22 protein-coding genes are annotated in these 23,571 nt (G+C 70.8%); 12 read left to right on the forward strand and 10 right to left on the reverse strand.

The window, feature by feature from the left end; translation table 11 throughout:
* Nucleotides 1-3: 3 nt before the first annotated feature.
* Entirely contained in the window at nt 4-951 is a 948-nt protein-coding gene (locus ACFXJ8_RS14410) for a GNAT family N-acetyltransferase (protein ID WP_379644335.1), read from the reverse strand.
* Between the two features lie 86 nt (nt 952-1,037).
* On the opposite strand from ACFXJ8_RS14410, the gene ACFXJ8_RS14415 reads away from it, so the two are divergent.
* Entirely contained in the window at nt 1,038-1,535 is a 498-nt protein-coding gene (locus ACFXJ8_RS14415) for a GNAT family N-acetyltransferase (protein ID WP_379644336.1), read from the forward strand.
* A 76-nt stretch (nt 1,536-1,611) separates the two neighbouring features.
* Here ACFXJ8_RS14415 and rph read toward each other — a convergent pair whose 3' ends face one another.
* Together rph and ACFXJ8_RS14425 are read right to left on the reverse strand one after the other, a co-directional pair.
* Entirely contained in the window at nt 1,612-4,218 is a 2,607-nt protein-coding gene (rph, locus tag ACFXJ8_RS14420; RefSeq protein WP_379644337.1) for a rifamycin-inactivating phosphotransferase, read from the reverse strand.
* 499 nt (nt 4,219-4,717) lie between these two features.
* A complete protein-coding gene (locus ACFXJ8_RS14425; protein WP_379644338.1) occupies nt 4,718-6,274 on the reverse strand; it encodes an MDR family MFS transporter in 1,557 nt (518 codons plus the stop codon).
* 99 nt (nt 6,275-6,373) lie between these two features.
* Here ACFXJ8_RS14425 and ACFXJ8_RS14430 point away from each other — a divergent pair, with 99 nt between their 5' ends.
* The 3 genes from ACFXJ8_RS14430 to ACFXJ8_RS14440 are packed head-to-tail and all read left to right on the forward strand — an operon-like array spanning nt 6,374 to nt 7,643.
* On the forward strand, nt 6,374-6,931 hold the full coding sequence (locus tag ACFXJ8_RS14430; protein WP_379644339.1) for a TetR/AcrR family transcriptional regulator: 558 nt from the start codon (nt 6,374-6,376) through the stop codon (nt 6,929-6,931).
* A 29-nt stretch (nt 6,932-6,960) separates the two neighbouring features.
* Nucleotides 6,961-7,206: a hypothetical protein gene (locus ACFXJ8_RS14435; protein ID WP_379644340.1), complete on the forward strand. Its 246-nt coding sequence runs from the start codon at nt 6,961-6,963 to the stop codon at nt 7,204-7,206.
* Between the two features lie 8 nt (nt 7,207-7,214).
* A complete protein-coding gene (locus ACFXJ8_RS14440; protein WP_379644341.1) occupies nt 7,215-7,643 on the forward strand; it encodes an ATP-binding protein in 429 nt (142 codons plus the stop codon).
* A gap of 147 nt (nt 7,644-7,790) precedes the next feature.
* Here the strand turns inward: ACFXJ8_RS14440 and ACFXJ8_RS14445 are convergent, their stop codons facing one another.
* Nucleotides 7,791-8,738, reverse strand: a complete 948-nt coding sequence (locus ACFXJ8_RS14445) for a Ppx/GppA family phosphatase (protein WP_379644342.1) — start codon at nt 8,736-8,738, stop codon at nt 7,791-7,793.
* A 9-nt stretch (nt 8,739-8,747) separates the two neighbouring features.
* Complete coding sequence (locus ACFXJ8_RS14450) at nt 8,748-10,280, reverse strand: cytochrome P450 (RefSeq protein ID WP_379644343.1); 1,533 nt, start codon at nt 10,278-10,280, stop codon at nt 8,748-8,750.
* 96 nt (nt 10,281-10,376) lie between these two features.
* Here ACFXJ8_RS14450 and ACFXJ8_RS14455 point away from each other — a divergent pair, with 96 nt between their 5' ends.
* Nucleotides 10,377-11,510 carry a glycosyltransferase gene (locus ACFXJ8_RS14455; protein ID WP_379644344.1) on the forward strand — a complete coding sequence of 378 codons (1,134 nt, stop codon included), beginning with the start codon at nt 10,377-10,379 and terminating at the stop codon, nt 11,508-11,510.
* Nucleotides 11,511-11,571: 61 nt separating this feature from the next.
* On the opposite strand, the gene ACFXJ8_RS14460 is transcribed toward ACFXJ8_RS14455, so the two are convergent.
* Both ACFXJ8_RS14460 and ACFXJ8_RS14465 read right to left on the reverse strand, forming a co-directional pair.
* Nucleotides 11,572-12,510, reverse strand: a complete 939-nt coding sequence (locus ACFXJ8_RS14460; RefSeq protein ID WP_379644345.1) for an inositol-3-phosphate synthase — start codon at nt 12,508-12,510, stop codon at nt 11,572-11,574.
* Nucleotides 12,507-13,463, reverse strand: a complete 957-nt coding sequence (locus ACFXJ8_RS14465) for a helix-turn-helix transcriptional regulator (protein ID WP_379644346.1) — start codon at nt 13,461-13,463, stop codon at nt 12,507-12,509. The genes ACFXJ8_RS14460 and ACFXJ8_RS14465 overlap by 4 nt, the downstream gene beginning before the upstream one ends.
* 69 nt (nt 13,464-13,532) lie before the next feature.
* Between ACFXJ8_RS14465 and ACFXJ8_RS14470 the strand changes: the two genes are divergently transcribed.
* Nucleotides 13,533-14,387 (forward strand): DUF2268 domain-containing protein, encoded by an 855-nt coding sequence (locus tag ACFXJ8_RS14470; RefSeq protein WP_379644347.1) that lies wholly within the window; start codon nt 13,533-13,535, stop codon nt 14,385-14,387.
* Here ACFXJ8_RS14470 and ACFXJ8_RS14475 read toward each other — a convergent pair.
* Together ACFXJ8_RS14475 and ACFXJ8_RS14480 are read right to left on the reverse strand one after the other, a co-directional pair.
* Nucleotides 14,364-15,002 carry a response regulator gene (locus ACFXJ8_RS14475; protein ID WP_379644467.1) on the reverse strand — a complete coding sequence of 213 codons (639 nt, stop codon included), beginning with the start codon at nt 15,000-15,002 and terminating at the stop codon, nt 14,364-14,366. The two genes, ACFXJ8_RS14470 and ACFXJ8_RS14475, sit on opposite strands and share 24 nt — an antisense overlap.
* The gene (locus ACFXJ8_RS14480) at nt 15,002-16,180 is read right to left on the reverse strand and encodes a sensor histidine kinase (protein WP_379644348.1); all 1,179 of its coding nucleotides are present in this window, start codon (nt 16,178-16,180) and stop codon (nt 15,002-15,004) included. Before ACFXJ8_RS14480 ends, ACFXJ8_RS14475 begins: the two co-directional genes overlap by 1 nt.
* A 151-nt stretch (nt 16,181-16,331) precedes the next feature.
* Here ACFXJ8_RS14480 and ACFXJ8_RS14485 point away from each other — a divergent pair, with 151 nt between their 5' ends.
* The 3 genes from ACFXJ8_RS14485 (at nt 16,332) to ACFXJ8_RS14495 (ending at nt 19,364) form a co-directional block, all read left to right on the forward strand.
* On the forward strand, nt 16,332-16,910 hold the full coding sequence (locus ACFXJ8_RS14485; protein WP_379644349.1) for a ClpP family protease: 579 nt from the start codon (nt 16,332-16,334) through the stop codon (nt 16,908-16,910).
* A complete protein-coding gene (locus ACFXJ8_RS14490) occupies nt 16,907-17,524 on the forward strand; it encodes an ATP-dependent Clp protease proteolytic subunit (RefSeq protein WP_379644350.1) in 618 nt (205 codons plus the stop codon). The genes ACFXJ8_RS14485 and ACFXJ8_RS14490 overlap by 4 nt, the downstream gene beginning before the upstream one ends.
* Before the next feature lie 1,078 nt (nt 17,525-18,602).
* Nucleotides 18,603-19,364 carry a TSUP family transporter gene (locus tag ACFXJ8_RS14495; RefSeq protein ID WP_379644351.1) on the forward strand — a complete coding sequence of 254 codons (762 nt, stop codon included), beginning with the start codon at nt 18,603-18,605 and terminating at the stop codon, nt 19,362-19,364.
* 426 nt (nt 19,365-19,790) lie between these two features.
* On the opposite strand, the gene ACFXJ8_RS14500 is transcribed toward ACFXJ8_RS14495, so the two are convergent.
* Nucleotides 19,791-20,531, reverse strand: a complete 741-nt coding sequence (locus ACFXJ8_RS14500) for a hypothetical protein (protein ID WP_379644352.1) — start codon at nt 20,529-20,531, stop codon at nt 19,791-19,793.
* Nucleotides 20,532-20,605: 74 nt separating this feature from the next.
* On the opposite strand from ACFXJ8_RS14500, the gene ACFXJ8_RS14505 reads away from it, so the two are divergent.
* The 3 genes from ACFXJ8_RS14505 to ACFXJ8_RS14515 all read left to right on the forward strand — a co-directional run bounded on the left by ACFXJ8_RS14505 (nt 20,606) and on the right by ACFXJ8_RS14515 (nt 23,565).
* Entirely contained in the window at nt 20,606-21,607 is a 1,002-nt protein-coding gene (locus ACFXJ8_RS14505; protein WP_379644353.1) for an AAA family ATPase, read from the forward strand.
* A 7-nt stretch (nt 21,608-21,614) separates the two neighbouring features.
* Nucleotides 21,615-22,553 (forward strand): DUF58 domain-containing protein, encoded by a 939-nt coding sequence (locus ACFXJ8_RS14510; RefSeq protein ID WP_379644354.1) that lies wholly within the window; start codon nt 21,615-21,617, stop codon nt 22,551-22,553.
* Between the two features lie 64 nt (nt 22,554-22,617).
* Nucleotides 22,618-23,565, forward strand: a complete 948-nt coding sequence (locus ACFXJ8_RS14515; RefSeq protein ID WP_379644355.1) for a VWA domain-containing protein — start codon at nt 22,618-22,620, stop codon at nt 23,563-23,565.
* Nucleotides 23,566-23,571 lie beyond the last annotated feature (6 nt).

Genomic DNA, 23,571 nt, shown 5'->3' on the forward strand with positions numbered 1-23,571 from the left:
GGGTCACGCGGTGAGGGCCTCGATTCGACTGCGCCAGACGTCGATCGCGAGGACGGGGGTCATGCCCGCGGAGGTGTACAGGCCGAGCGCGGGCGTGGTGTTGTTGGCGTCGACCTGCAGCAGCGTGCCCCTGCGGCCGCGGGCGGCGTCGGCGGCGAAAGCCGTACGCAGCAGGAAACGGCCGAGGCCGCGCCCGCGGAAGGCGGGCAGGGTGGTCAGGGTGAGGACGTAGCCGCGGTTCTCGTCCTCGGCGAAGTGGTTGGTGCCCACCAGCAGGGCGGCGGGCTCGCCGTCGACGCGGGCGACGAGCACCTGCGTCCAGTCCGTGGCCGCGGAGGTCTCCCTGCGGGCCAGCCACTCCTCGTACGGCACCGGCACGAACCCGAAGTGGTCGGCGAACCCCTCCTGGTGGAGGCGGTGCGCCTCCCGCCTGAGTTCGTCGGTCAGCGCGGGGTGGAGGGTGACGCCCTCGGGTGGCCGCGGCGCGTCGACGGGCCCGTCGAAGTCGATGACGAGCCGGTGGAAGCTGGTGGCGGCCTCGAATCCGAGCCCCTTGACCAGCGCCTGCTTGTCCTCGTCGGCGCGGTAGACGCCGATGTCGAGCGTGACGCCCTCGTGGCCGCGCTCGGCAGCCAGCTCGCGGGAGCGTTCCACAACGGCCGCCCACAGGTGCTCGGTCACGCCGTCGCCGGTGCCGGGTCTGACGACGACCTCGACGTCGGCGTGGTCGCTGTCGCCCTTGGCGATGATCCAGGCCCAGCCGTTCGGCGTGCCGGTGGTGTCCTCGGCCAGCCACGCGTCGTGTTCGGTGTCGAGTTCGGCGAGCTCGTCGGCGATGTCGTCGAGCGTGACGTCGGGGACGCCGATGACGGAGATGTCGTAGGCGGCGACGAGCTCGTGCACGGCGGCGGCGTCCGCGGGCCGCGGGCGGCGGACAGTGTGGCGATCCATGGCGACGATTGTCCACATTCGCATGGATGCGCGCCTCCCGTTTTCCGCCCACCGGAGACAGCGGGTGGGGTCGGTAGGCTCGTGTCGTGCTGATCCGCTCCGCCACCGCCGGTGACCTGCCCGTCGTGTCGGCCATCTACGCCCACTACGTGGCCACCAGCGTGGCCACGTTCGACGAGACCGCGCCCGAGCTGCCCTTCTGGCAGGCCAGGCTGAGGGAACTGGGCGAGCGCGGCTTGCCGTTCCTGGTCGCCGAGGTGGACGGCGAGGTCCAGGGCTACGCGTTGGCCAGCCAGTGGCGGCCCAAGCCCGCCTACCGGCACACCGTGGAGGACTCCGTCTACCTGGCGCCCGGCCGTACCGGACAGGGCCTGGGCCGGGCCCTGCTCGGTGAGCTGCTGCCGCGCTGCGCGAAGGCGGGGGCGCGGCAGGTGGTGGCGGTGATCGCCGACACCGGCCAGGACGCCTCCGCCGCGCTGCACCGGGCGTTCGGCTTCGTCTCGGTGGGGCGGCTGACCGGGGTCGGCTTCAAGCTCGGCCGCTGGGTCGACACCGAGCTGATGCAGCTCGACCTCACCCGCTAGATCTGTTGAGCGTCACGAGACGTCATTGCCCGCCGCCGCAGTCGTGGTGACCAGGTTCCCTGTCCGATGCGACGGTTCAGGTGAGGATCTGGACGTGTCCGTCGGTTCCGTGAACGCGGATCCGCTGCCCGTCCCGGATCAGCCGGGTGGCCTGCTCCACACCCACAACGGCCGGCAAGCCGTACTCTCGCGCGATCACCGCCCCGTGCGTCATCAGGCCTCCTACCTCCGTCACCAGCCCGGCGACGGCGACGAACAGAGGGGTCCAGCTGGGGTCGGTGTAGGCGGTGACCAGGATGTCGCCCGGCTCAAGGTCGGCCCGCGCCATGTCCGTGACGACACGGGCACGGCCCTCGACGGTCCCGGCCGAGACCGGGAGGCCGGCCAGCGCGCCGGGCGGGGCGTCGTCACGCCGATACTGGCCAGTGATGGCCTCGCCGTCCGAGGTGAGGACCCGGGGCGGGGTGAGCGCCTCGTACGACCGGAACGCCTCCCGCCTTTCCAGAATGAGTTCGGTGTCCGCCTCGTTGGTGCGCACGACTTCTTGCAACTCCTGGAACCGGAGGAAGAAGATGTCGTCTTTCTCGCGCAGGGTGCCGGACTGGACGAGGCGATCGGCTTCCCGCAGCAACGCCTGCTTGTAGACGAAGTAGCGGCTGACCATGCCGTACTTGGGGTACTCCCGGTACCCGGCGAAGGCGCGGACACGGTCGATCATCCGCTTGGCCTCCTCGGCCTTCTGCTCCCCATGGGGTAGGGCGCGCAGTCGCGTCAGCAGTTCCTGTTCTTTCCGGCGTGACTCTTGGCGTCCTTGTTCGAAGTGGCGCTTGCCGGCGCCCGGCTCGAAGTTCTTGATGTTGCCGAGGAGGGTGGGCATCAGCGTGGCGGGATGCTCGCTCCAGCGCGTTCTGGTGATGTCGATCTCGCCCGCGCAACGCATGCCGTACGTGTCGAGGAAGCCCCGGATGGCGTCACGTGCCTCCCGTCCGCCGGCCGGCCCGGCCAGCTCGCTCAGAAAGCCGTCGCCCGCCCGGCCTTCGTCCACGACGCGGTGCAGGAACGCCACGACGTCCGCGTGCGGCCGGATGGTGTCCGCGACGTCGAGGAGCGCCAGTCCCATCTCCGACGTGACGTTGTGGGGGACGGATTGCGTGAGCGCGTCGGCCGCGTTCTTCTCGCCCAGCCACGCCTCGAGGTGGTCATTGAGCCACGAGGTCGCCTCCATCGCCGCCATGATCGCCTGGAGGCCCTGCGGATCGAACAGGATGCGCTTGAGCTCTGCGATGTCGGCCAGGATGAAGTCGAGCAGCGCCGGCCCGGACAGGCTCTGGATCTTGCGCTGCAGGGTGGCGACGGATGCCTGACTGTGTCGGATCAGCTGGGTGACGACGGCCGGATCGGTCTCGATCGGGGCGGGTGAGTCACCGGCGGGTGCCGCGCCAGGACCTTCGTCCGGAAGCGAGCGGATGAAGTCGCCGCGGTCGAGGACGGTCTGCAGCGCGTCCCGAATCAGCGGGTCGGACTGCCCCAGGGTCCCGAGGAGGCCCGCGCGACCCGCGGGCGTCGCCAGGGCGGGGGCTACGTCGACGAACAACCGTCCGCCCGCCTCGTGCATCGGCCGTGGGGTCGTCAGCTGCCACAGGGAGAGTCCCAGCGGCTTCATCGCGTCGGTCATCATCTGCTGGTGACCGACGGAGACGTAGACGTGGTTTTCTTGGTCATCGGTCGTGGGGATGGGGAACAGGGTGGTGATCGGCCGGCTCTGGACGATGTGGAAGTCGTCACCGGCCAGGCACCATTCGATGTCCTGGGGCCGGCCGAAGTGCGCTTCGATTCGCCGGCCCAGTCGCACCAGGCGCACGACTTGAGCATCCGTCAGAGCCGGCTGCTTCTGCCGCTGCGGCTCGATCGGTGCGTCCTGGGTACCGCCTCCCGGCGACGCCTGGACGCACCGCGGCTTGGTGGCGACCGCCGTGGTGACGACCTGATCGTCGCGCACCGTGTAGACGTCCCCGGCCACCAGACCGGAGACAAGCGCCTCGCCGAGCCCCCAACCGGCTTCCACGGTGGCGATCTTCCGGTTCGAGGTCACGGGGTCAGCGGTGAAGAGGATCCCGGCCGCGTCAGGGAACACCATCTGCTGGACGACCACGGCCATCCGTACTTTCCGGTGGTCGAAGCCATGACGGCACCGGTAGGTCACTGCTCGCTCGGTGAACAGCGAGGCCCAGCACCGCCGGACGTGCCGGAGGATTGCCGCCAGGCCCACGATGTTCAGGTACGAGTCCTGCTGGCCGGCGAAGGATGCGGTCGGCAGGTCCTCGGCCGTCGCGCTGGAACGCACCGCGTAGGAGGCTTGCTCCCCGCGCCGGGCGAGCGATTCGCTGATCGCCGCCACCAGATCATCGGGTACCGCGACGCCTTCGATGACGCGGCGGATGTCGGCGCTCAGGGTGCTGATCGCCGCGCGGTCGTCCGGTTTCACCCGCGACAGCAGGTCAAGCTGAGCGTCGATCGACGGCGCCTCGGCCACGGCCCGCTGGAAGGCGTCCGTCGTGACGCAGAAGCCGTCTGGCACGCGGATGCCCTCGATTCGCGAGAGCTCGCCCAGGTGCGCCCCCTTTCCGCCGACGTCTGCGATATTCGTCGAGTCGATTTGCTCGAAACCCAGCACGTAGCGCAATTCCGTTGCTCCATCGTTCGTCGGGTCGGTTCGCAACGGGCAGTATGGGCCATTCTTTGGCGCCTCATGAGGCGCGAGAACCTGCTATAAAGTGAAAGTGGCGGGGAGTAGTGCGCGCTGCGTGCGCAGCCTGACCCGCCCCTTTCCCTCATCCTGGCCGTGCTGCTGTGTGCCGGGGGCACGAGTTGAAGAGTGTGCCCCGCTGAACGTCGCTGATTGCGCGCGCTGGAACGGTGCGGTTGCGCGGAAAGGGTGACGAGCAGCGCACCGCCCCAGTGCCCGCCTCCGTCTCGTCTACATCTCCGTGCACCCGGCATCCCCATCACCGACGTGTCCCGCTTCCGATGGACGCGCTGGCCTGCGCCGCATCCTGCGCACGCCCTGACCACCGTCACGGCGTGAGCACGGTCGTCGCCCTTGAAGCAGGAACTCCACCGATCTCAGCTCGCTATGCCAGCACCTTCAGAATCCTGTCGCTCAACAAGATCTCCGCCGGGGCTCAGTCGAGGGCCGCGGCCTGGAGCTTGGCCTCCTCCTGCGCGGCGGGGCCGCCGCGCAGCGGGATCTCCTTGATGAACGCGGCCAGCACGGGCACCACGATCGCGAACAGGATCGCCCACCAGAAGATGCCGGAGATGGCCTCCGCCAGCGTCTCGAGGAAGCCGGTGCGCTGCTGCGGCGGCAGGTGGCCCATGGCGGCGGCGTCCATCCGGCCGCCGCCGTTGACCAGCTTGTCGGCCGTCTGGGCGCCGAACCTGTCGGTCAGCCCCGACAGCAGCTGGTTGTTGAAGACGGCGCCGAACAGCGAGACGCCGAACGAGCCGCCGATGGACCGGAAGAAGGTCGAGGCGCTGCTGGAGACGCCGAGGTCCTTCTGTTCGACGCTGTTCTGCGCGATCAGCATCGTGGTCTGCATGAGGAAGCCCATGCCGAGGCCGAGGACGGCGATGAACACGCCGGTCTGCCAGGAGGGGGTATCGACGCCCATCATCGACAGCAGGAACATGCCGAGCGTCATGATCACGCCGCCGAGCACGGGGTAGATCTTGTACTTGCCGGTGTTGGTGATCGCCTTGCCGACGAACAGCGACACGACCATCGCCGCGCCCATCATCGGCAGCAGCTGCAGGCCCGAGTTGGTGGCCGAGGCGCCCTGCACGGTCTGCTGGTAGAGCGGCAGGAAGTTGATCGCGCCGAACATCGCGAAGCCGAGCAGGAAGCCGACCGCCGAGACGAGTGTGAAGTTGCGGTTGCGGAACAGCTGCAGCGGCATGATCGGCTCGGCGGCGCGCCGTTCGACGGGGATGAAGGCGGCCAGGGAGACGACGGCGAGCGCGGCGAGGCCGAGGATCTGCGGCGAGCCCCACGCGTACTCGTTGCCGCCCCAGGTGGTGATCAGGACGAGGGCGGTGATGCCGACGGACAGCAGGATCGCGCCGAGCCAGTCGATGCGGGCCTCGGTGCGGTGCTTGGGCAGCTTGAGCTTGACCGCGAGCAGGACGAGCGCGACGGCGCCGATGGGCAGGTTGACGTAGAAGGCCCAGCGCCAGTCGAGGTGGTCGGTGATGAAGCCGCCGACGAGCGGGCCCGCGATCATGGCGAGGGACATGACGCCCGCCATGATGCCCTGGTACTGGCCGCGCTCGCGGGGCGGGACCAGGTCGCCGATGATGGCCATGGCGTTGACCATGAGGCCGCCCGCGCCCAGGCCCTGCACCGCGCGGAAGGCGATGAGCTCCATCATGCCGTCGGAGGGGCCGCCCAGCATCGACGAGCCGGCCATGCCGCACAGCGCCGAGCCGACCATGAAGATGATGATCGAGGCGATGAAGATGTTCTTGCGGCCGTAGAGGTCGCCGATCTTGCCCCAGATGGGGGTCGAGACCGTCGTTCCCAGCACGTAGGCCGTGACCACCCAGGACAGCTGGGTCAGGCCGCCCAGTTCCTCGACGATCCGGGGCATGGCGGTGCCCACGATCATGTTGTCGAGCATCGCCAGCACCATCGCGAGCATCAGGCCTGGCAGTACCGCCATGACCTCCCGCCGTCGTTCCACGGAATCTCCCCGATCTTGACACATCACTTACTTGCCGACCGGCAAGCCCACGCTAAGCTAAAGTCTTACTTGCCGGCCGTCAAGTGAAATTGGACCGAAATGCGAGAAGACACGCGGGCGAAGATCCAGGAGATCGCGCTCAGGCTCTTCACCGAGCAGGGCTACGAAGCCACCTCCCTGCGCGAGATCGCCGAGGAGCTCGGCGTGACGAAGGCGGCCCTCTACTATCACTTCAAGACCAAGGACGACATCGTCGCCAGCCTGGCCGAGGACAGGATCGCCGAGCAGGACGAGCTGCTGGCCTGGCTGCGCGCCCAGCCGAAGACGCCGGAGACCCGCAGGGAGCTGCTCCTGCGCTACGCCGAGCAGCTCGAGCAGGCACGCCACCAGGATCTCGGCCGCTTCCTCGAACGCAACCAGACCTCGCTGCGTGACCACCCGACCATGAAGGCGATGCGCACGCGCATGCTGGAGTTGGCCGAGGCGCTCAGCGACCCCGACGACCCCGTCCGCGTACGGCTGCGCCGCTCGATCGCGCTGTTCACGCTGCACACGGGGTCGTGGCTGACTCAGCAGTACGACATCTCCGAAACCGAGCGGCGCGAAATCGCCAGAAGCCTCGCGCTGGAGATCCTCGACGGCCCCTGCGGCGATTGAGACGCGCCTGTCGGGGCACGGGCCATCCCATGACAGGGAAAGAGGTCACACGCGTCAAGGAGCTCATCGACGGGCTCTACACCGGTCAGGAACGACTCAGCCGCCTGGAGATCACCGAGCGCATGACGGCCGCGGAGCTGCCCGCCGACCTCATGGCCTACTTCGATCGACTACCCGACGGCGACTACGAGGAGGAAGAGCTCGTCGACACCCTGAACCAGATGATCACGGACAGGGGCGAGGAGCACGCGGTCGGACACATCCCGGAGATCTAGGAGGCACGGTGGAGGCGACCATCGCACTTCGGCTGCCCAGGGACGCCGCGAGCGTTCCGGTGATCAGGCAGACGCTCGACGGCACCCTGCGCTCGCTCCACGTCGTGCAGCCGATCAGAGAAGACATCGAGCTCATGCTCAGCGAGGCCTGCGCAAACGTGATCAAACACGCGGTGGCGAGCGACGAGTACACGGTGAGCGCGGGCGTCTATCACGACCGCTGCGTCATCAGGGTGGTCGACACCGGCGAGGGGTTCGACCCGCACAGCGTGGAGGAGCCGAGCCCCGGCGCCGAGCACGGCCGCGGCCTGCAGATCATGCGGGCCCTGGCCGACGACGTGCGCTTCACGCAGCGCAGGGAACGCGGGACGATCGTCAGCTTGGAGAAGAGGCTGCGTTTCGAGAACGGGGCTCCTTCGCCGAGACCGCGGCCATGAGGGCGAGGGTCACCAGGAAGAGCACGGAGATGGCGACCAGCGCGAGGGCGACCAACCCAAGGATGATCGCCAGCGAGGCGGCCAGGCTGAGCAGTGTCCACAACATGACGTAGGCGCTGCCCGGTTTGGACTAGCTCATGCAGCTATCTAGAGAAGTGTCCCTTCCCGGCCGGGCAGCAGGTCGAGGCGGCGCAGGATGACGCCCTCGCGCAGCGCCCACGGGCACACGTCGAGCCGGTCGATCTCGAACAGGTCCATGGTGGCGTCGGCCACGAGCGCACCCGCGGCGAGCTGGGCGGCGCGGCCCTCGGAGACGCCCGGCAGCTCGGCCCGCGCCGCCGACCCCATCCTGGTCAGCTTGACCGCCCACTCGGCCAGGTCGGCCCTGGTCAGCGAGCGCGAGACGTAGGGGCCGTCGCTGGAGGGCGGGGCGCCGGCGATCCTGGCCAGTTGCTTGAAGGTCTTGGACGTGGCGACGACGGCGTGCGGCACGCCGTACTTGACGATGTCGCCGACCCTGCGGGCGATCTCGGCGCGGACGTGCTTGCGCAGCGCGCGAACCTCGTCGGCCGACGGCGGGTCGGCGGTGAACCAGTCGCGGGTCAGCCGCCCCGCGCCCAGCGGCAGGGAGACGGCGACGTCGGGCTCCTCGTCCATGCCCGCGGCGACCTCCAGCGATCCACCGCCGATGTCGAGGGTCAGCAGCCTGCCCGACGACCAGCCGAACCAGCGGCGCGCGGCCAGGAACGTCAGCATCGCCTCCTCGTTGCCCGACAGGACCTTGATGTCAACCCCGCAGCTCGCGTTGATCTGGGCGACCACTTCCTCACCGTTGGCGGCCTCCCGCACGGCCGAGGTGGCGAAGGCCATGAAGTCCTCGACGCCCTTGTCCTCGGCGATCTGCAGCGCCTCGGCCACGAACGCGCCCAGCCGCTCGATGCCCTGCTTCGACAGGCGGTCGCCGTCCTCCAGGTGCTCGGAAAGGCGCAGCTCGTCCTTGTGTGAGTAGGCGGGAATGGGCCTGGCTCCCCTGTGCGCGTCCACCACGAGCAGGTGGACGGTATTGGAGCCGATGTCCAGAACGCCGAGTCGCATGGGCGAACGCTATCGTCCGCGCGGCCGTACGGCGAAGCTGAGCCTGAAGTGATCGAGAAGGGGCGCCTTCCCGACCATCCTGACCTCTCTGTCACGCAGGATCTCGCCGAGCACCCGCGTCGCGGTGAGCATCACCAGCCCCTCCCCCGGGCACCTGGCGGGCCCGTCGCTGAAGGGCACGCCGTCGGTGAAGGACGTGACGATCGCGACGATGCTGCCCGCGGGCACGGTGACCCCGCGCCAGGTGGTGGGGGCCGTGGTGTCGCGCAGGATGGCCAGCGTGGTGGGCCAGCGCCGCAGCGACTCCAGCAGCGCCGCGCGCAGGCGGTCGGGCTCGTACGGTCCCCCGCGGGCGGCCAGCAGGGCCAGCGCCCGCCATGCCGCGATACCCGCCGCGTCGTAGGCGAACAGCCAGTGCGGAACCTGGCCCTCGGGGTGCACGGCGGGATCGGCGCGCGTCTGGGCGAGCACGTGGGCCAGGCTGCCCTCCTCCGCCCTGCTCAGGTGCGCTTCCAGCCGCCGCTGGAAGTCCACGCGCACGTCGGTGCGGCGGGCCGCCAGGTAGGACCAGTTGGCGTCCCCGCGCAGCCGGTCCAGCAGTTCGGTGAGCCGCTCGTCGTCGCGGGCCGCGTCGCCGAGCACGACGCGCCGCGCGATCCTGCGATGCGCCGCGTGGAAGTCCGGCCAGGTGATCGTTCCTCGCTCGGGCAGCGTCGCGATCTCCTCCGCGACCTTCGCGCGGACCTCGCCGGCGATCCTGTCGGCCCTGAGCACCTCCTCGTTGAAGGCGCGGCGCTGGGCGCGCAGTTCGGGATCCCTGGTGACGAGCACGCCGTCGAGCTGGAAGTGGCCGAGCGCGCCCTGCTTCTCCCTGTTGGCGGGGGTGAAGTCGGCGCCGTGCAGGGTGCGCCGCACGTCCGCGCCGGTCAGCGGGATCACCGCCCAGCCGCGCAGCGGGATCCGCACCAGCAGGGGGCCGCCGTCGTGGCGCTCGCGCAGCCTGGCCAGCAGCCGGTTGGCCCGCTGGTCGGCCCTGGCCATGGCGGCCAGCCGCACGCCGAGCGGGCGGCGCAGCACCACGCCCTGGGCGAGGATCGGCAGCGCCACCTCCGCGCCGAGACGCAGCGTCTCCCACAGCGAGGTCCTGCCGAGCGTCCTGCCGCGCCGCACGCGCAGCGCTCTGGTGGGCCGCAGCGCGGGGTGGTGGTTGCCCTCGGGGTCGAAGTCGGGCAGGCCGACGGCCCTGTCGCGCAGGCGCAGCAGCGCGATCCTGCGCTCGCCCGCCTTGATAGCGAACACGTCCGCGGTGAGCCGGTGCGCGGTGAGCCTGAGCTTGCCGTGCCGGTGCCGGTAGCCGCCGGGCAGTGCCAGGTCGAGGTCGTGCCCCTCGGCGCCGTCGAGGATCCGCACCAGCGATCGCTGTCCTGCCAGCCGTACGACGGCCTCACGCGGGCCGGTGTCGAGGGCGGGCACGCCGAGCGGCGGGTGGTCCAGCACCTCCAGCGTCGCAGTAAACAGGTCACCCTGGGTGATTGTCGGCATATCTGGGCGAATACCCTTCCTGATGGCCGTGACACTCGGACGGACCGGCACGACCTGGGGCGCGCCCGCCCGCCCCGGCCGCAATACGCTGACCTCGTGACACGAACCCTTCGTCTGCTGGTGACCGGTGGCGGCACCGGCGGCCACACCTATCCCGCCCTGACCACCCTGGCCGCGGTGCAGCGGCGACGCCTGCCCCACGACGTCCTCTGGGTCGGTACGGCCAGCGGCCTGGAGGCCCGGATCACCGCCGAGCACGGGATCCCGTTCAAGGCGATCACCACGGGCAAGCTGCGCCGCCGCCCGAACCTGCGCGAGCTCGGCACCAACCTGGCCGACCTGTTCCGCATCCCCCTGGGCGTCATGCAGGCGATCGGCCACGCGGCCCGCTACCAGCCCGACGTGGTGCTGTCCACCGGCGGCTACGTCGCGGTGCCCATCGGCGTCGCGGCCAAGCTGCTGCGCCGCCCGCTCGTCATGCACGAGCAGACCACGGTCGTGGGCCTGGCCAACCGCATCCTGGCCAGGATGGCCACCCGCATCGCGCTCTCGCACGAGTCGTCGCTCGAGCACCTGCCCGCCTCCGTGCGCGACAGGGCGGTCGTGACGGGCAACCCGGTGCGCCCCGAACTGCTCCACGGCGACCGGGCGGCCGCCTACGACCAGTTCGGGCTGACCTTCGAGGTGCCGCTCATCTACGTGACCGGCGGCGCGCAGGGCAGCAAGCAGATCAACACGATGCTGGCGGAGATCCTGCCGCGGCTGCTCCCGTACGCGCAGGTGATCCACCAGTGCGGGCCCGCCTGGATCGACCAGATGCGTGCCATCGCGCTGCCGCCGGGCCTGGCCGAGCGCTACCACCCCGTGCCCTACGTCGGCGCCGAGCTGCCCGACCTGTTCGCGGCGGCCGACGTCGTCATCGCGCGCAGCGGCGCGGGCACCGTCTCGGAGCTGACAGCGATCGGCAAGCCCGCCGTGCTCATCCCGCTCATCCCGACCGGCGGCGACGAGCAGCGCAAGAACGCCTCCTACCTGGCCTCCGCGGGCGCCGCCAAGGCGCTGCTGGAGCCGAACCCGCCCGCCGAGCTGCTGCTGGCCGAGCTGATGCCGCTGCTGGCCGACCCCGCGCTGCGCGCCGCGATGGCCGAGGCGGCCCACAAGCTGGGGCGGGTCGACGCCGCCGAGGCGCTGGCCGACGTGCTGCTGGAGGCCGCTCAGCCGTCCAGGTAGCTCGTGGGCTTCGCCCGCCCCGGTCACGGGCCGCCGGGGCGGACCGGCCCGCTCTCGTCGATCAGGCCTTCATCAGGCCCAGGTCGAGCACGCCCGCGCGGCCCTCCAGCATGGCGCGCCTGGCGTGCCGTACCGCGTCGAGGGTGTTGCCCGCGGCGCTCGGTGAGTCCTCCACGCACATGCGCAGCTCGATCTCCAGCGAGGTGCCGCCGAAGGCCTCGCCTTCCAGCCTGATGAAGGCGACCTTGCGGTCCTGCAGGAACGGGATGTACTCGGCTCCGACGTGCACGTTGCCCTCGGCCGACATCCCCTGGGCCTTGGTGGCCTTCTTGCCGGCCATCCTGGCGGGGTCGCGCATGGCGTGGAAGTCCATGTTGCCGCCGGCGTTGAGCTGGTAGGTGTTGCGCAGCCGTACCCCTCCGGCGGTCAGGGCGTCCACCAGCGCGCGGTGCACCAGTGTCGAGCCGAACTGGCTCTTGAGGTCGTCGCCGACCAGCGGCAGCCCCGCCCGCTCGAACCTGCCCGCCCACTCGGGGTCGCGGGCCAGGACGGCGGGCATGCAGTTGACGAACGCGCACCCGGCCAGCAGCGCCGCCCGCGCGTACAGCTCGGTGGCCCGCTGGTGGCCGACGGGCAGGAAGCTCACCACCACGTGCGTGCCGGTGGCCCGTAGCACGTCGGCGACCTGGTCCGGCGTCCGCCCGCCCCGCGCGCCCGCCAGGTCGCCGAAGTCCTCGCCGAGGATGCCCTCCTCCACCGGCACTCCCAGGTACGGCACGCGGGCGAAGGCGCCGGCGTTGTTGGGCGCGGCCCAGATCGCCTCCGACAGGTCCGTGCCGATCTTCTCAGGGGTGACGTCGAAGGCCGCGGTGAAGGCCACATCTCGTACGGCGAAGCCCGCGCAGTCGGGGTAGTCGGTGTCGCGGTAGTACTCCACGCCCTGCACCAGCGAGGAGGTGCAGTTGCCGATGCCGACGAGGCCCACGTTCACAGTGCTCATGAACCGTACATCTTGCCCAGTTCGCCCACGGTGTCGCGCATCAGGTCCCGCAACTCGGCCGGAGCCAGCACCTCGACGCTCGCGCCCATCCGCAGCAGCAGCCAGCGGGCATGGGGAATCGACTCGATGGGCACGGTGACGGTGCGCCAGCCGTCCTGGTCGGGCTCGGGCAGCTCGACCGTCATGCTCATGGTGTAGTCGAGCAGGCTCTCGGCGCCGGGCGCGACCCTGATGACGGCCTCGGCCTTGTACATCTTCTCGCGGAACTCCTTGGCGTACCGCTGCCAGAACTCGGCCAGGTCGAAGTCCCCGGGCCGCTCGAACCCGCCGTCGAGCGTCTCCAGGGTGAGGACGCGGGAGACCCGGTAGGTGCGCGGCGGGCAGCCGGGCGGGGCGGCGACCAGATACCAGGAGCCGCCCTTGAGCACCAGGCCGTAGGGGTGGATCACCCGCTCCACCACCTGCTGGCCCCAGCGCCGGTAGGTCATGCGCAGCGGGCGCTGGTCCCACACCGCCTCGGCGACCTCGCTCAGATGGGGGACGTCGTCGGCGCCGCGGTACCAGCTGGGCACGTCGAGGTGGAAGCGCTCGCGCATCCTCGCGGCCTGGGAGCGCGGCTCGGGCGGCAGGGCGGCCAGGAGCTTCAGTTCGGCGTTGGCGGCCACCTCGGCCAGGCCCAGCTCGGCGGCCGGGCCCGGCAGGCCCGCCAGGAACAGGGAGGAGGCCTCGGCGGCGGTCAGGCCGTTGAGCCTGGTGCGGTAGCCGTCCAGGAGCCGGTAGCCGCCGGCCGGGCCGCGGTCGGCGTAGACGGGGACGCCCGCCGCCGACAGGGCCTCGACGTCGCGGTAGACGGTCCTGATCGACACCTCCAGCTCCTCGGCCAGCTCGGTGGCGGTCATGCGGCCGCGGGTCTGCAACAGCAGGAGGAGGGAGAGCAGGCGGCTGGCACGCATGCCCCCATTCTCCCCGGTCCCCACCATGGGCTTGAGCCTCACGTGACGGGAGCCTCTACCGTCCCCGGCATGGAAATCATCGTCCACGACACCTTTCGGGCCATGGCCGACCTGCTGCGCCGTCCCCTCGACGAGCGGCCCGCGCTGCTGTCGGCCATGCTCGCCCCGATGCGCTCGGCCATCCCGATGCCGGGCGACATCGTCGACATCCACCACCAAGGGGCGGGATTCCGCGTCGACCGTGAGGACCCCCGCTATCTGCCCGCCGTACAGAAACTCATCGACCAGGACGTCCGCGGGCAGATCGCGCGCATGCTCGCCAAGGCCGCCGACGCCCTGCGGGACTACAACGCCCCCGACACCATCCAGGTGATGTTCGTCATGGGCGACCCCGACGACGACTACCTCATGAACGTCACGGGCGGCTACTACGGCATGGGCGGCTCAGGCGACTGGATCTATCTCATCGCCTGGCCGGACGACGACGTCATCGGCAGGATCGCGCACTGCGCGGTGCACGAGTTCCACCACAACGTCCGCTACCGCAACGTCGAGTGGAACCCCGCGACCGTCACCGTCGGCGAGCACATCGTCGCCGAAGGGCTGGCGGAGGCGTTCGTGCGCGAGCTGTCGGGCGCCGAGGCGATGGGCCCGTGGTCGGCGCGCCCGCTCGACGACGAGGTCTTCGCCAGGATCGTCGCCGACCTGGATCTGCAGGGCATGGGCGTCACCCCCGCCTACGTGCTCGGCGACACGGCGGTGGCCAGGTTCGGGCAGGAGCCGCGCGGCATCCCCGACCTGGCGGGCTACGCCGCGGGGCTGCGCCTGGTCGACGCCCACCTCAAGGCGACGGGCAGGTCGGCGGTGGAGTGCACGGGACTGCCCGCCGCGCGGATCCTGTCAACCTGGCGAGACGAAGCCTGACTCGTAGGCGGCGATCACGGCCTGGGTGCGGTCGCGGGCGCCGAGCTTGGTGAGCACGTTGCCGACGTGCGTCTTGACCGTCTCCTGGCTGACGACCAGCTCGGCGGCGATCTCGCCGTTGGACAGGCCTCTGGTCATCAGGCGCAGCACGTCGCCCTCGCGCCCGGTCAGCCTGCCGATGCCCGGCAGGTGCGCGGCGGGCTTCCTGCGGGCGGCCAGCTCCCTGATCGCCGCGGGGAACAGCAGCGTGTCGTTGGCCGCCACCACCCTGATGGCCCGCACCAGGTCGTCGGGCCTGGTGCGCTTCAGCAGGAACCCGTTCGCCCCGGCCAGCAGCGCGTCGTAGACGTAGTCGTCGTTCTCGAACGTCGTCACGACGAGCACCTTGGGCGGGTCGGGCAGCGCGACCAGCTGCCTGGTGGCCTGGATGCCGTCGACGCGCGGCATCCGCACGTCCATCAGCACCACGTCGGGGCGTTCCCTGCGGACCACTGGGAGGACCTCGGCCCCGTCGGCGGCCTCGCCGACGACGGTGAGATCCTGCTCGGCCTCGACGATGATCCGCAGCCCGGTGCGGATGAGGTCCTCGTCGTCGGCTATCACGACCTTCAGCATCACGCACCCGACCGTAGCGGCAGCCGTACCGACACCTGCCACTCGCCCTGCTCCCCCGGGCCCGCTCGCAGGGTGCCGCGCAGGAGCCCGACGCGCTCCTTCATGCCCGCGACCCCCCGCCCGCCGCCCCTTCCGCTCCTGGCGGCAGGGGCGTTGGCGACCTCGATGCTCAGCTGGTCGTCCTGTACGGCGGCGGCCAGCCGTACCTGGCCCTGCCCGTGTTTGATGGCGTTGGTCAGCGCCTCCTGCACGATCCTGTAGGCCTCGCGCGAGACCACGGCGGGCACCGCCGACAGGTCGCCCACCTCGCGCCTGACGTCGGCGCCCGAGGTGCGGATCAGCTCGTCGAGGTCGGCGAGCGTCGCCTGGGGCGCGCGCGCCTGAACGTCCTCCCTCAGCACGCCCAGCACGTGGTCGAGGTCCTCCAGCGCGGCCCTCGCCGACTGCTCGATGGCCTCGAGCGCCGTCTTGGCGGTGGCGGGGTCGCGGTCGACGACCCTGCTCGCGGCGGCGGCCTGCAACGTGACCACGCTCAGCGCGTGGCCGACCGAATCGTGCAGCTCGCGGGCCAGCCTGTTGCGCTCGGCCAGCTTGCGGGCCCGCTGCTCGGCGACGGCCAGCCGGTCGGCGGGCGAGGGGCCGAGCAGCCCCGGCGCCATCCTGGACAGCAGCGCGCCCGCGCCCGCCACCATGGCGACCAGCACCACCGAGACCGCCAGCCCCGCCACCGGCATCCACGCCAGCGGCGCGTCGCCGAGGATCCCGAGCGTGTCGCCGGTGAACGGCACCGCGAGCAGCCAGACGACGAACGGCACGAACGCCAGCGTGATCCCGCTCATCAGCCCGCCGACGCCCAGGTGCAGCGTGAACCACAGCGTGGTGCGCCGCCGCTCCCCCCAGGTGCGCCGCCCGCCGGGCACCGCGTCGACCTCCACGCCGAGCAGCCCCTCGGCCGCCGACACCTCGAACGCCCGCAGCGGCAGGAACAGCCCGGTCACCGCGACCAGCGGCAGCACCGCCACGTAGATCAGGACGTCGACGGGGAAGAGCAGCTGCGAGCCGTCGCCGCGACCGGTGAGCGTGCCGCTGACCAGCACTCCGATCATCATGTACGGCATCAGCAGCGCCCCGCCGAGGATCAGGCAGGCCCACCTTCGGGCGAGGAGTCTCCATCTCACAGATGCCATTCTATGTCGACGCGAATTCACTACCGGCCGAATGTGCTTTTAGCGAAATATGCTCACGGAGAAAGCCGGCGGCGCGATTAAGGGTTTCTCGATAGCGTCCTATTCGTAACGCGCATTTACCTCGCGAGAGAAAGAAGGAAGCATGACGGAGACCTCCCGCCCGGCCTGGCCCGAGCAGCTCGGCCAGCGCCTGCTGAAGGAGCGCATCATCGTTCTCGGCCAGGAGGTCGACGACGACATTTGCAATCGCCTGTGCGGTGAGCTGCTTTTGCTGGCCGCCGAAGACCCGGTCAGCGACGTCACTCTTTACATCAATTCTCCTGGCGGTTCCATCTCGGCCGGGATGGCGCTTTACGACATGATGCAGTTCGTGCCCTGCGACGTGGCGACGGTGGCGATGGGTTTCGCCGCCTCCATGGGGCAGTTCCTGCTGAGCGGCGGCACACCCGGCAAGCGCTACGCCCTGCCCCACGCCAGAGTCGTCATGCACCAGCCGCTCGGCGGCATCGGCGGCACCGCGACCGACATCCAGATCCAGGCGGAGAACCTGCTCTACACCAAGAGGCTGATGGCCGAGCTGATCGCGCAGCACACCGGCCAGCCGCTGGAGCGCATCCAGGAGGACTCCGACAGGGACCGCTGGTTCACCGCCCAGGAAGCCAAGGACTACGGATTCGTCGACCATGTCATCACCCACGCCAACGGAGTGATCAAGCGATGAACGCCCGCTACGTGCTGCCCTCCTTCGTCGAGCGCACCAGCTACGGCGTCAAGGAGATGAATCCGTACAACAAGCTGTTCGAGGACCGGATCATCTTCATCGGCACGCCGATCGACGACACCTCGGCCAACGACGTGATGGCGCAGTTGCTCACCCTCGAAGGGCTCGATCCGGACCAGGACATCCAGATCTACATCAACTCGCCGGGCGGCTCCTTCACCGCAATGACCGCGATCTACGACACGATGCAGTTCGTCAGGCCGCAGATCCAGACGGTGTGCATCGGCGAGGCGAGCTCGGCCGCGGCGGTGCTGCTGGCGGCGGGCGCCCCCGGCAAGCGGGCGGCGCTGCCGCACGCGCGCATCCTGCTCCACCAGCCGGCCACCGAGGGCGGCAGCCGAGGGCAGTCGAGCGACCTGGAGATCCACGCGCGGGAGATCCTGCGGATGCGCGACCAGCAGGAGGAGATCCTCGCCAAGCACACCGGGCGCACGCAGCTCGACATCCGCAAGGACATCGAGCGGGACCGGTTCATGACGGCGGAACAGGCGCGGACCTACGGGCTGATCGACGACATCTTCGCCGGCAGGAAGCGCACCCTCACGCACGCCTGAACCTGGCCCCGGCTCTTTTGGGAAGGGAATTCGACACCGGCGACCGCGCGCCCTTCGGCCCCGGCACGGGCACCTTTCGGGAAAGGGCCTCCACGCCGGAAGACCGTCTTTCTTAAGTGGCTCGACACTGGGGAGAACGCTAGGGAAACGGACTCGGCACGGAGAGGCGGCCGCTCACTCCTGGAAGGGGCCTCGGCGCGGGAAGGCCGCAGCCGCCTTAGGCACCTCTTCGGGAGTTGGTCCAGGGGGGTATGGCGGGGCGCTCGCGGGTCACAGCGGGCGTCCACACCGGTCCCGGCGCACACGATGGGCAGCGCCGGGACCGGTACCCCGCCCAGCCGGGAACACGGTCCTCTGCCCGCCTCCCCCACCGGAGCCCGAAGACCCCGGCCGCCCCAAGAAGCCGCTCCCCGCCACGCGGGTCGGCAGCCCGAGCCTACGGATCGGTGGTCCGACGCGAGGACATCGTCCACCGCGCGGTCGGCAGTCGGAAGGCGAGGGAAACGCCCACCACCCGGATCGGCAGTGCGAGTCCGACAAGGTTGTCTTCCACTCCGGTTGGCGGAGCCGGGAGGATGCGACTCGATCTCCCACAACGCGGATCGGCGGCCCCGATCCCGAGATGACGCCCCAGCGGCGGCGTCAACCATCCAAGAGGGCGCGGCTCGATCCCCCGCCACGCGGGTCGGCGGCCCTCATCCGGAGATGACCGCCCAGCGGCGGGGTCAACCATCCAAGAGAGCGCGGCTCGATCCCCCGCCACGCGGCGACCCGAGGTCCGAGGGGATCGCCTGCCACCCGGAGCAGACAGCCCGAGCCGCGAGAGCCGTGCGCCACGCGGGTCGGGCGGCCCGGGAGAGCGGATCGATCCCCAGTTCGCCCGTGAAAGTACCGCTCAGGCCGGTAGGAGCCGGTGGAGCCGCGAAAGGGCGGGACCCGTGGGCGGACGGGACCCACGGGAGGACGGGACCCGGGGAGAGCGGGACCCGCGGGACGGCGGGACCCGCGAACGGGTGGGAAATGTCAGGACATGTAGCCTGCTTTGCGTTTTGTGGCGTAAGCGGGGGGAGTGGCGGGCGTGTCCCTGGAACAGGTGGTCGTGCTTCTGGTGGCCGCCGCGGGAGCGGGCTGGATCGACGCCGTCGTCGGCGGCGGTGGGCTCCTCCAGCTTCCCGCCCTCATGGTCGCGGGCGTCCCGACCGTTCAGGCGATCGCCACCAACAAGCTGGCCGCCATCTTCGGCACCGCCTCCGCCGCCGTCACCTACGCGCGCACCACCAAGCTCGACCGCGAGGTGGCCGTCCCCGCGGGTGCGCTGGCCGTACTGAGCGCAGGGCTGGGAGCGTCGGCGGCCGCGGCCATCTCCTCCGAGGTGCTGCGACCGCTCGTCATGGTCGTCCTGCTCGGGGTGGCGGCCTTCGTCACCCTGCGCCCGTCCTTCGGCGCGCTCCCCCAGCCCCACCTGCGTACCCGCGCGAGGGTGGGCGCGGCCGTCGTGGCGGCGGGGGTGCTGATCGCGTTCTACGACGGCATCATGGGTCCGGGCACGGGCACGTTCCTGATCATCGCGTTCACCACGATCCTCGGGCTCGACTTCGTCCACGCGTCGGCCACCGCGAAGATCATCAACACCGGCACGAACCTGGGCGCCCTGCTGGTCTTCGGCTACCAGGGCCACCTGCTGTGGGCGCTGGGGCTCGGCATGGCGGCCTGCAACATCGCGGGTGCCCAGGTGGGCGCGCGCATGGCGCTCAAACGCGGCACCGGGTTCGTCCGGGTCGTGCTGCTGTGCGTGGTGGTGGCGATGGTCGCCAGGCTCGGCTGGCAGCAGTTCGCCTGACCCCGGCCGCGCGGCAGCCGCACCCCGATCCCGACACAGCAGCCACCCGATCCAGCGCAGCCGACAGGCCAGGCCAGGTCCCACGCAGCAGACAGGCCAGACCCCGCGCAGGAGAGAGGCCAGACCCCCGCAGCAGACGGACCGGACCCGGAACAGACAGACCGGACCCGGAGCAGCAGACGCACCAGCGGACGGATCAGATCCGGCGCGGCGACCCGACAGATCCCCCCAGAATCCGCCCGGCCTGACCGAGGCGGCCTCGTCTACTTGGCGACCCCCGCCTTGAGGTCGGTCTTGTCGGGTGTGAGGGCATCGGCCGCACACGTGGCGCGCAGGGCGGCCACACACGTGGTGCGCACGTCGGCAGCGCACCGGACGAGGGCTGCCGCTGCTCGCGCACAACATGGCCGAGCTTCGGACGCGGCGTCAGATCGGGTTCTCTTCCCCGGTGTCGTCGCCGGGCGTCTGGCCCGGCGTGCTTCCGCCCGTGTCACCGGGCGAGGGGCTCGGCTGGGGTTCCTGCGGCTCGGGTGAGACGGGCACCGGCGGCGGGCTCGGGACGATCTGCGTCGGCGGCAGCGGTCGCGGCATCGGCGAGCTGTCGTCGTCCCCGCCGAACAGCAACAGCGCGATCACCGCTCCCAGCACCAGCAGCAGCGCCAACACCCCCGCCGCCACCAGCACCCTGGTCCGCGTCTCCGTGAGCGGCGGGCGCGGTCGCGGCGGCGCGGGCAGGGCGGGCGCCCGGTCGGCCAGCCAGTACGGCACGAAGTCGGGCCCGTGCACCTCGCCGATCAGCGTGCCGCCCACCAGCACGGGTTCGAGGAAGCGCTCGGCTCCCGGCCGTCCTGGGACGTACGGCACCGCCACCCACGGCGCCTGCCCCAGCTCGGCGGCGATCACCTGCGGCCCGTCGAACACCGTGGTCTTGTTCCTGGCGCGCGCGACCCAACCGCGTACTCCCGAGGCCGCGCGGATCGCCGTCACGAACCGGTCGCGCGCCGAAGGGTCGAGCGCCGCCCCTCTGGTGAGCAGCGCGATCGACACCGCCCTGCCGTCGGCCGCCTGACCGAGGTAGACCAGGCCGGCCGGTGCGGTGGACAGCCTGGCCTGTACGGCGAACCCTCCGAGGCGCGGCGGGTCACCGTACTGCAGCGGAACGGCCATGCGAGTCATCAAAGCACGTATACCCGGCGTGCCGGGTCGTGCACCCATAAGCCTTGTTTGGTGGAATAGCACACATGAGCACTGCCGAAGAGCTGTCGACGGTCACCGACGCGGCCGTGCTGCGTCAGACCCTTGAGGAGGTCCGGCGTGTCATCGTCGGGCAGGACCACATGGTCGAGCGCCTGGTGGTCGCGCTGCTGGCGCGCGGCCACTGCCTGCTCGAAGGCGTGCCGGGGGTGGCCAAGACGCTGGCCGCCGCCACGCTGGCGACGGTGGTGGGCGGGACGTTCGCCCGCATCCAGTTCACCCCCGATCTGGTGCCGAGCGACATCGTCGGCACGCGCGTCTACCACCCGTCGAGCGAGCAGTTCGACATCGAGCTCGGCCCGGTGTTCGTCAACTTCCTGCTCGCCGACGAGATCAACCGCGCTCCGGCGAAGGTGCAGTCGGCACTGCTGGAGGTGATGGCCGAGCGCCAGGTGACGCTGGCGGGCGTCACGCATCCGCTGCCCAGGCCGTTCATCGTGCTGGCCACGCAGAACCCGATCGAGTCGGAGGGCGTCTACCCGCTGCCGGAGGTGCAGCGCGACCGGTTCCTGTTCAGGGTCAGGGTGCCGCATCCGAGCGCCCACGAGGAGCTGGAGATCCTGCACCGGATGAGCGTCGCCCCTCCGGTGCCCGAGCGGATCCTCGACCCCGAGCGGCTGCTGGTGCTGCAGCAGCAGGCCGAGCAGGTCTCGGTGCACCAGCTGGTCGCCGACTACGTGGTGCGCCTGGTGATGGCCACCCGCTCGCCCGCCGAGTACGGCATGCCGGATCTGGCCGACACGATCGAGATCGGCGTCAGCCCCCGCGCCACGCTCGGCCTGGTCGCCGCCGGCCGGGGGCTGGCGGTGCTGCGCGGGCGCGACTACCTGCTGCCCGACGACGTGCGCGACGTGGCGGTGGACGTGATGGGCCACCGGCTCATGCTCACCTTCGACGCCCTGGCCGACGGCGTCGATCCCGAGCAGGTGATCAGGCAGATCCTGCACTCCGTGCCGCCGCCGCTCGTGGTCTGGAACCAGAACAGGTGAGCGCGCCGTGACCAACCAGGCCGAGCAGGCGCTGCGCAGGCTCGAGCTGACGATCACCAGGAGACTGGACGGCCTGCTGCACGGGCAGCACGCGGGCCTGCTGCCGGGTCCGGGCAGCGAGGCCGGCGACAGCCGCGTGTACGTGCCGGGTGAGGACGACGTGCGGCGGATGGACTGGGCGGTGACCGCCCGCACGACGATCCCGCATGTGCGCGACCTGATCTCCGACAGGGAGCTGGAGACGTGGGCACTGGCGGACCTGTCGCCCAGCATGGACTTCGGCACCGCCGAGACCGACAAGCGCGACCTGGTGGTCTCGGCGATCGGCGCGATCGGGTTCCTGGCCAGCAGGATGGGCGACCGGTTCGGGGCGCTGGTGCTGCACGACGACGCGCTGCACCGGATGCCCGCCAGGACCGGCCGTCCCGCCCTGTACGGCCTGCTGCACTCGCTGCTCGACGCGCCGCGCGGCCGGGCCGTACCCGATGCTCCTGATCTGGCGGAGGGCATCGACGTGCTGGCGGCCATGCGCAGGCGGCACGGGCTGCGGGTGGTGGTCTCCGACTTCATCGACGCCCGCCCGAGCCTGGACCCCGACGCCGAACGCGAGTGGGAGCGGCCGATGCGGCGGCTGGCCGCCCGGCACCAGGTGCTCGCCGTGGAGGTCCTGGATCCCCGCGAACTGGAACTTCCGGACGTCGGTGCCGTCGCGTTCACAGACCCGGAGACTGGGCACGTAAGCGACGTACACCTTTCGCCGCGGGTGCGCGCCGCCTACGCCGAGGCGGCGGCCCTGCAGCGGGAGGGCACCCGGGCCGCGCTGCGCAGGGCCGGGGTGGCCCACCTGGTGCTGCGCACGGACCGGGACTGGGTGGCGGACATCGCGCAGTTCGCGCTACGCCAGCGGCGCATGACGCACGTGGCACACCGGAGGGCGGGGACGTGAGCGAGAACCGCGCGGCAGGCACTCAGGCACGCATCCGGGCACGTACCCCGGCACGGGAGGGTTCGTGACGTTCCTCGCGCCGAGCTATCTGTGGCTGTTCGTCCTGGTGGCGCTGGTGGTCGCGGTGTACGTGGCCGCGCAGTTCAGGCGGCGCCGCTACACGGTGCGCTTCACCAACCTGGCGCTGCTGTCGCTGGTCGCGCCCAGCGCTCCAGGATGGCGGCGGCACGTCGCCCCCCTGCTGTTCCTCATCATGATGGCGCTGCTGGTCGTCGGCGCGGCCAGGCCCGCCGACCAGGTGCGCGTACCGCGCGACAGGGCCACGATCATCGTGGCGCTCGACGTGTCGCTGTCGATGGACGCCGACGACGTGCAGCCCAGCCGCATCGCCGCCGCCAAGAGCGCCGCGCAGTCGTTCGTACGCGCTCTGCCCGAGCGCTTCAACGTGGGCCTGGTGTCCTTCGCCCGCTCCGCCAACGTGGTCGTCTCCCCCACCACCGACCACCAGGCGGTCGTGACCGCGCTGGCGAACCTGACGACCAGGCCTGGCACCGCGATCGGCGAGGCGGTCTTCAACTCGCTGGAGTCGATCCGCTCCTTCGACCAGCGCGCGGCCACCGACCCGCCGCCGGCCGCGGTCGTGCTGCTGTCCGACGGCGACAACACCTCTGGGCGCTCGGTGAACGAGGCCGTCGACGCCGCCAAGCAGGCGCGGGTGCCGGTCTCGACCATCGCGTACGGCACGCAGGAGGGCACCGTCATGATCGACGGCCGCCCGGTGAACGTGCCGGTGAACAAGGCGACGCTGCAGTCGCTGTCGGAGGGCACCTCGGGCCGCGCCTACGCCGCCGAGTCGGGCACCGAGCTGCGCGAGGTCTACGACCAGATCGGCACCTCGCTCGGGTACAAGACCGTCAGCCAGGAGATCAGCCAGTACTTCATCGTCGCGGCGATCGTCGCCGGCCTGCTCGTGGCGGCCGCGGCGATCCTGCTGGGCCATCGCATTCCTTGAGGACGG

The organism is Nonomuraea sp. NPDC059194 (assembly GCF_042754765.1).
Lineage (GTDB): Bacteria > Actinomycetota > Actinomycetes > Streptosporangiales > Streptosporangiaceae > Nonomuraea.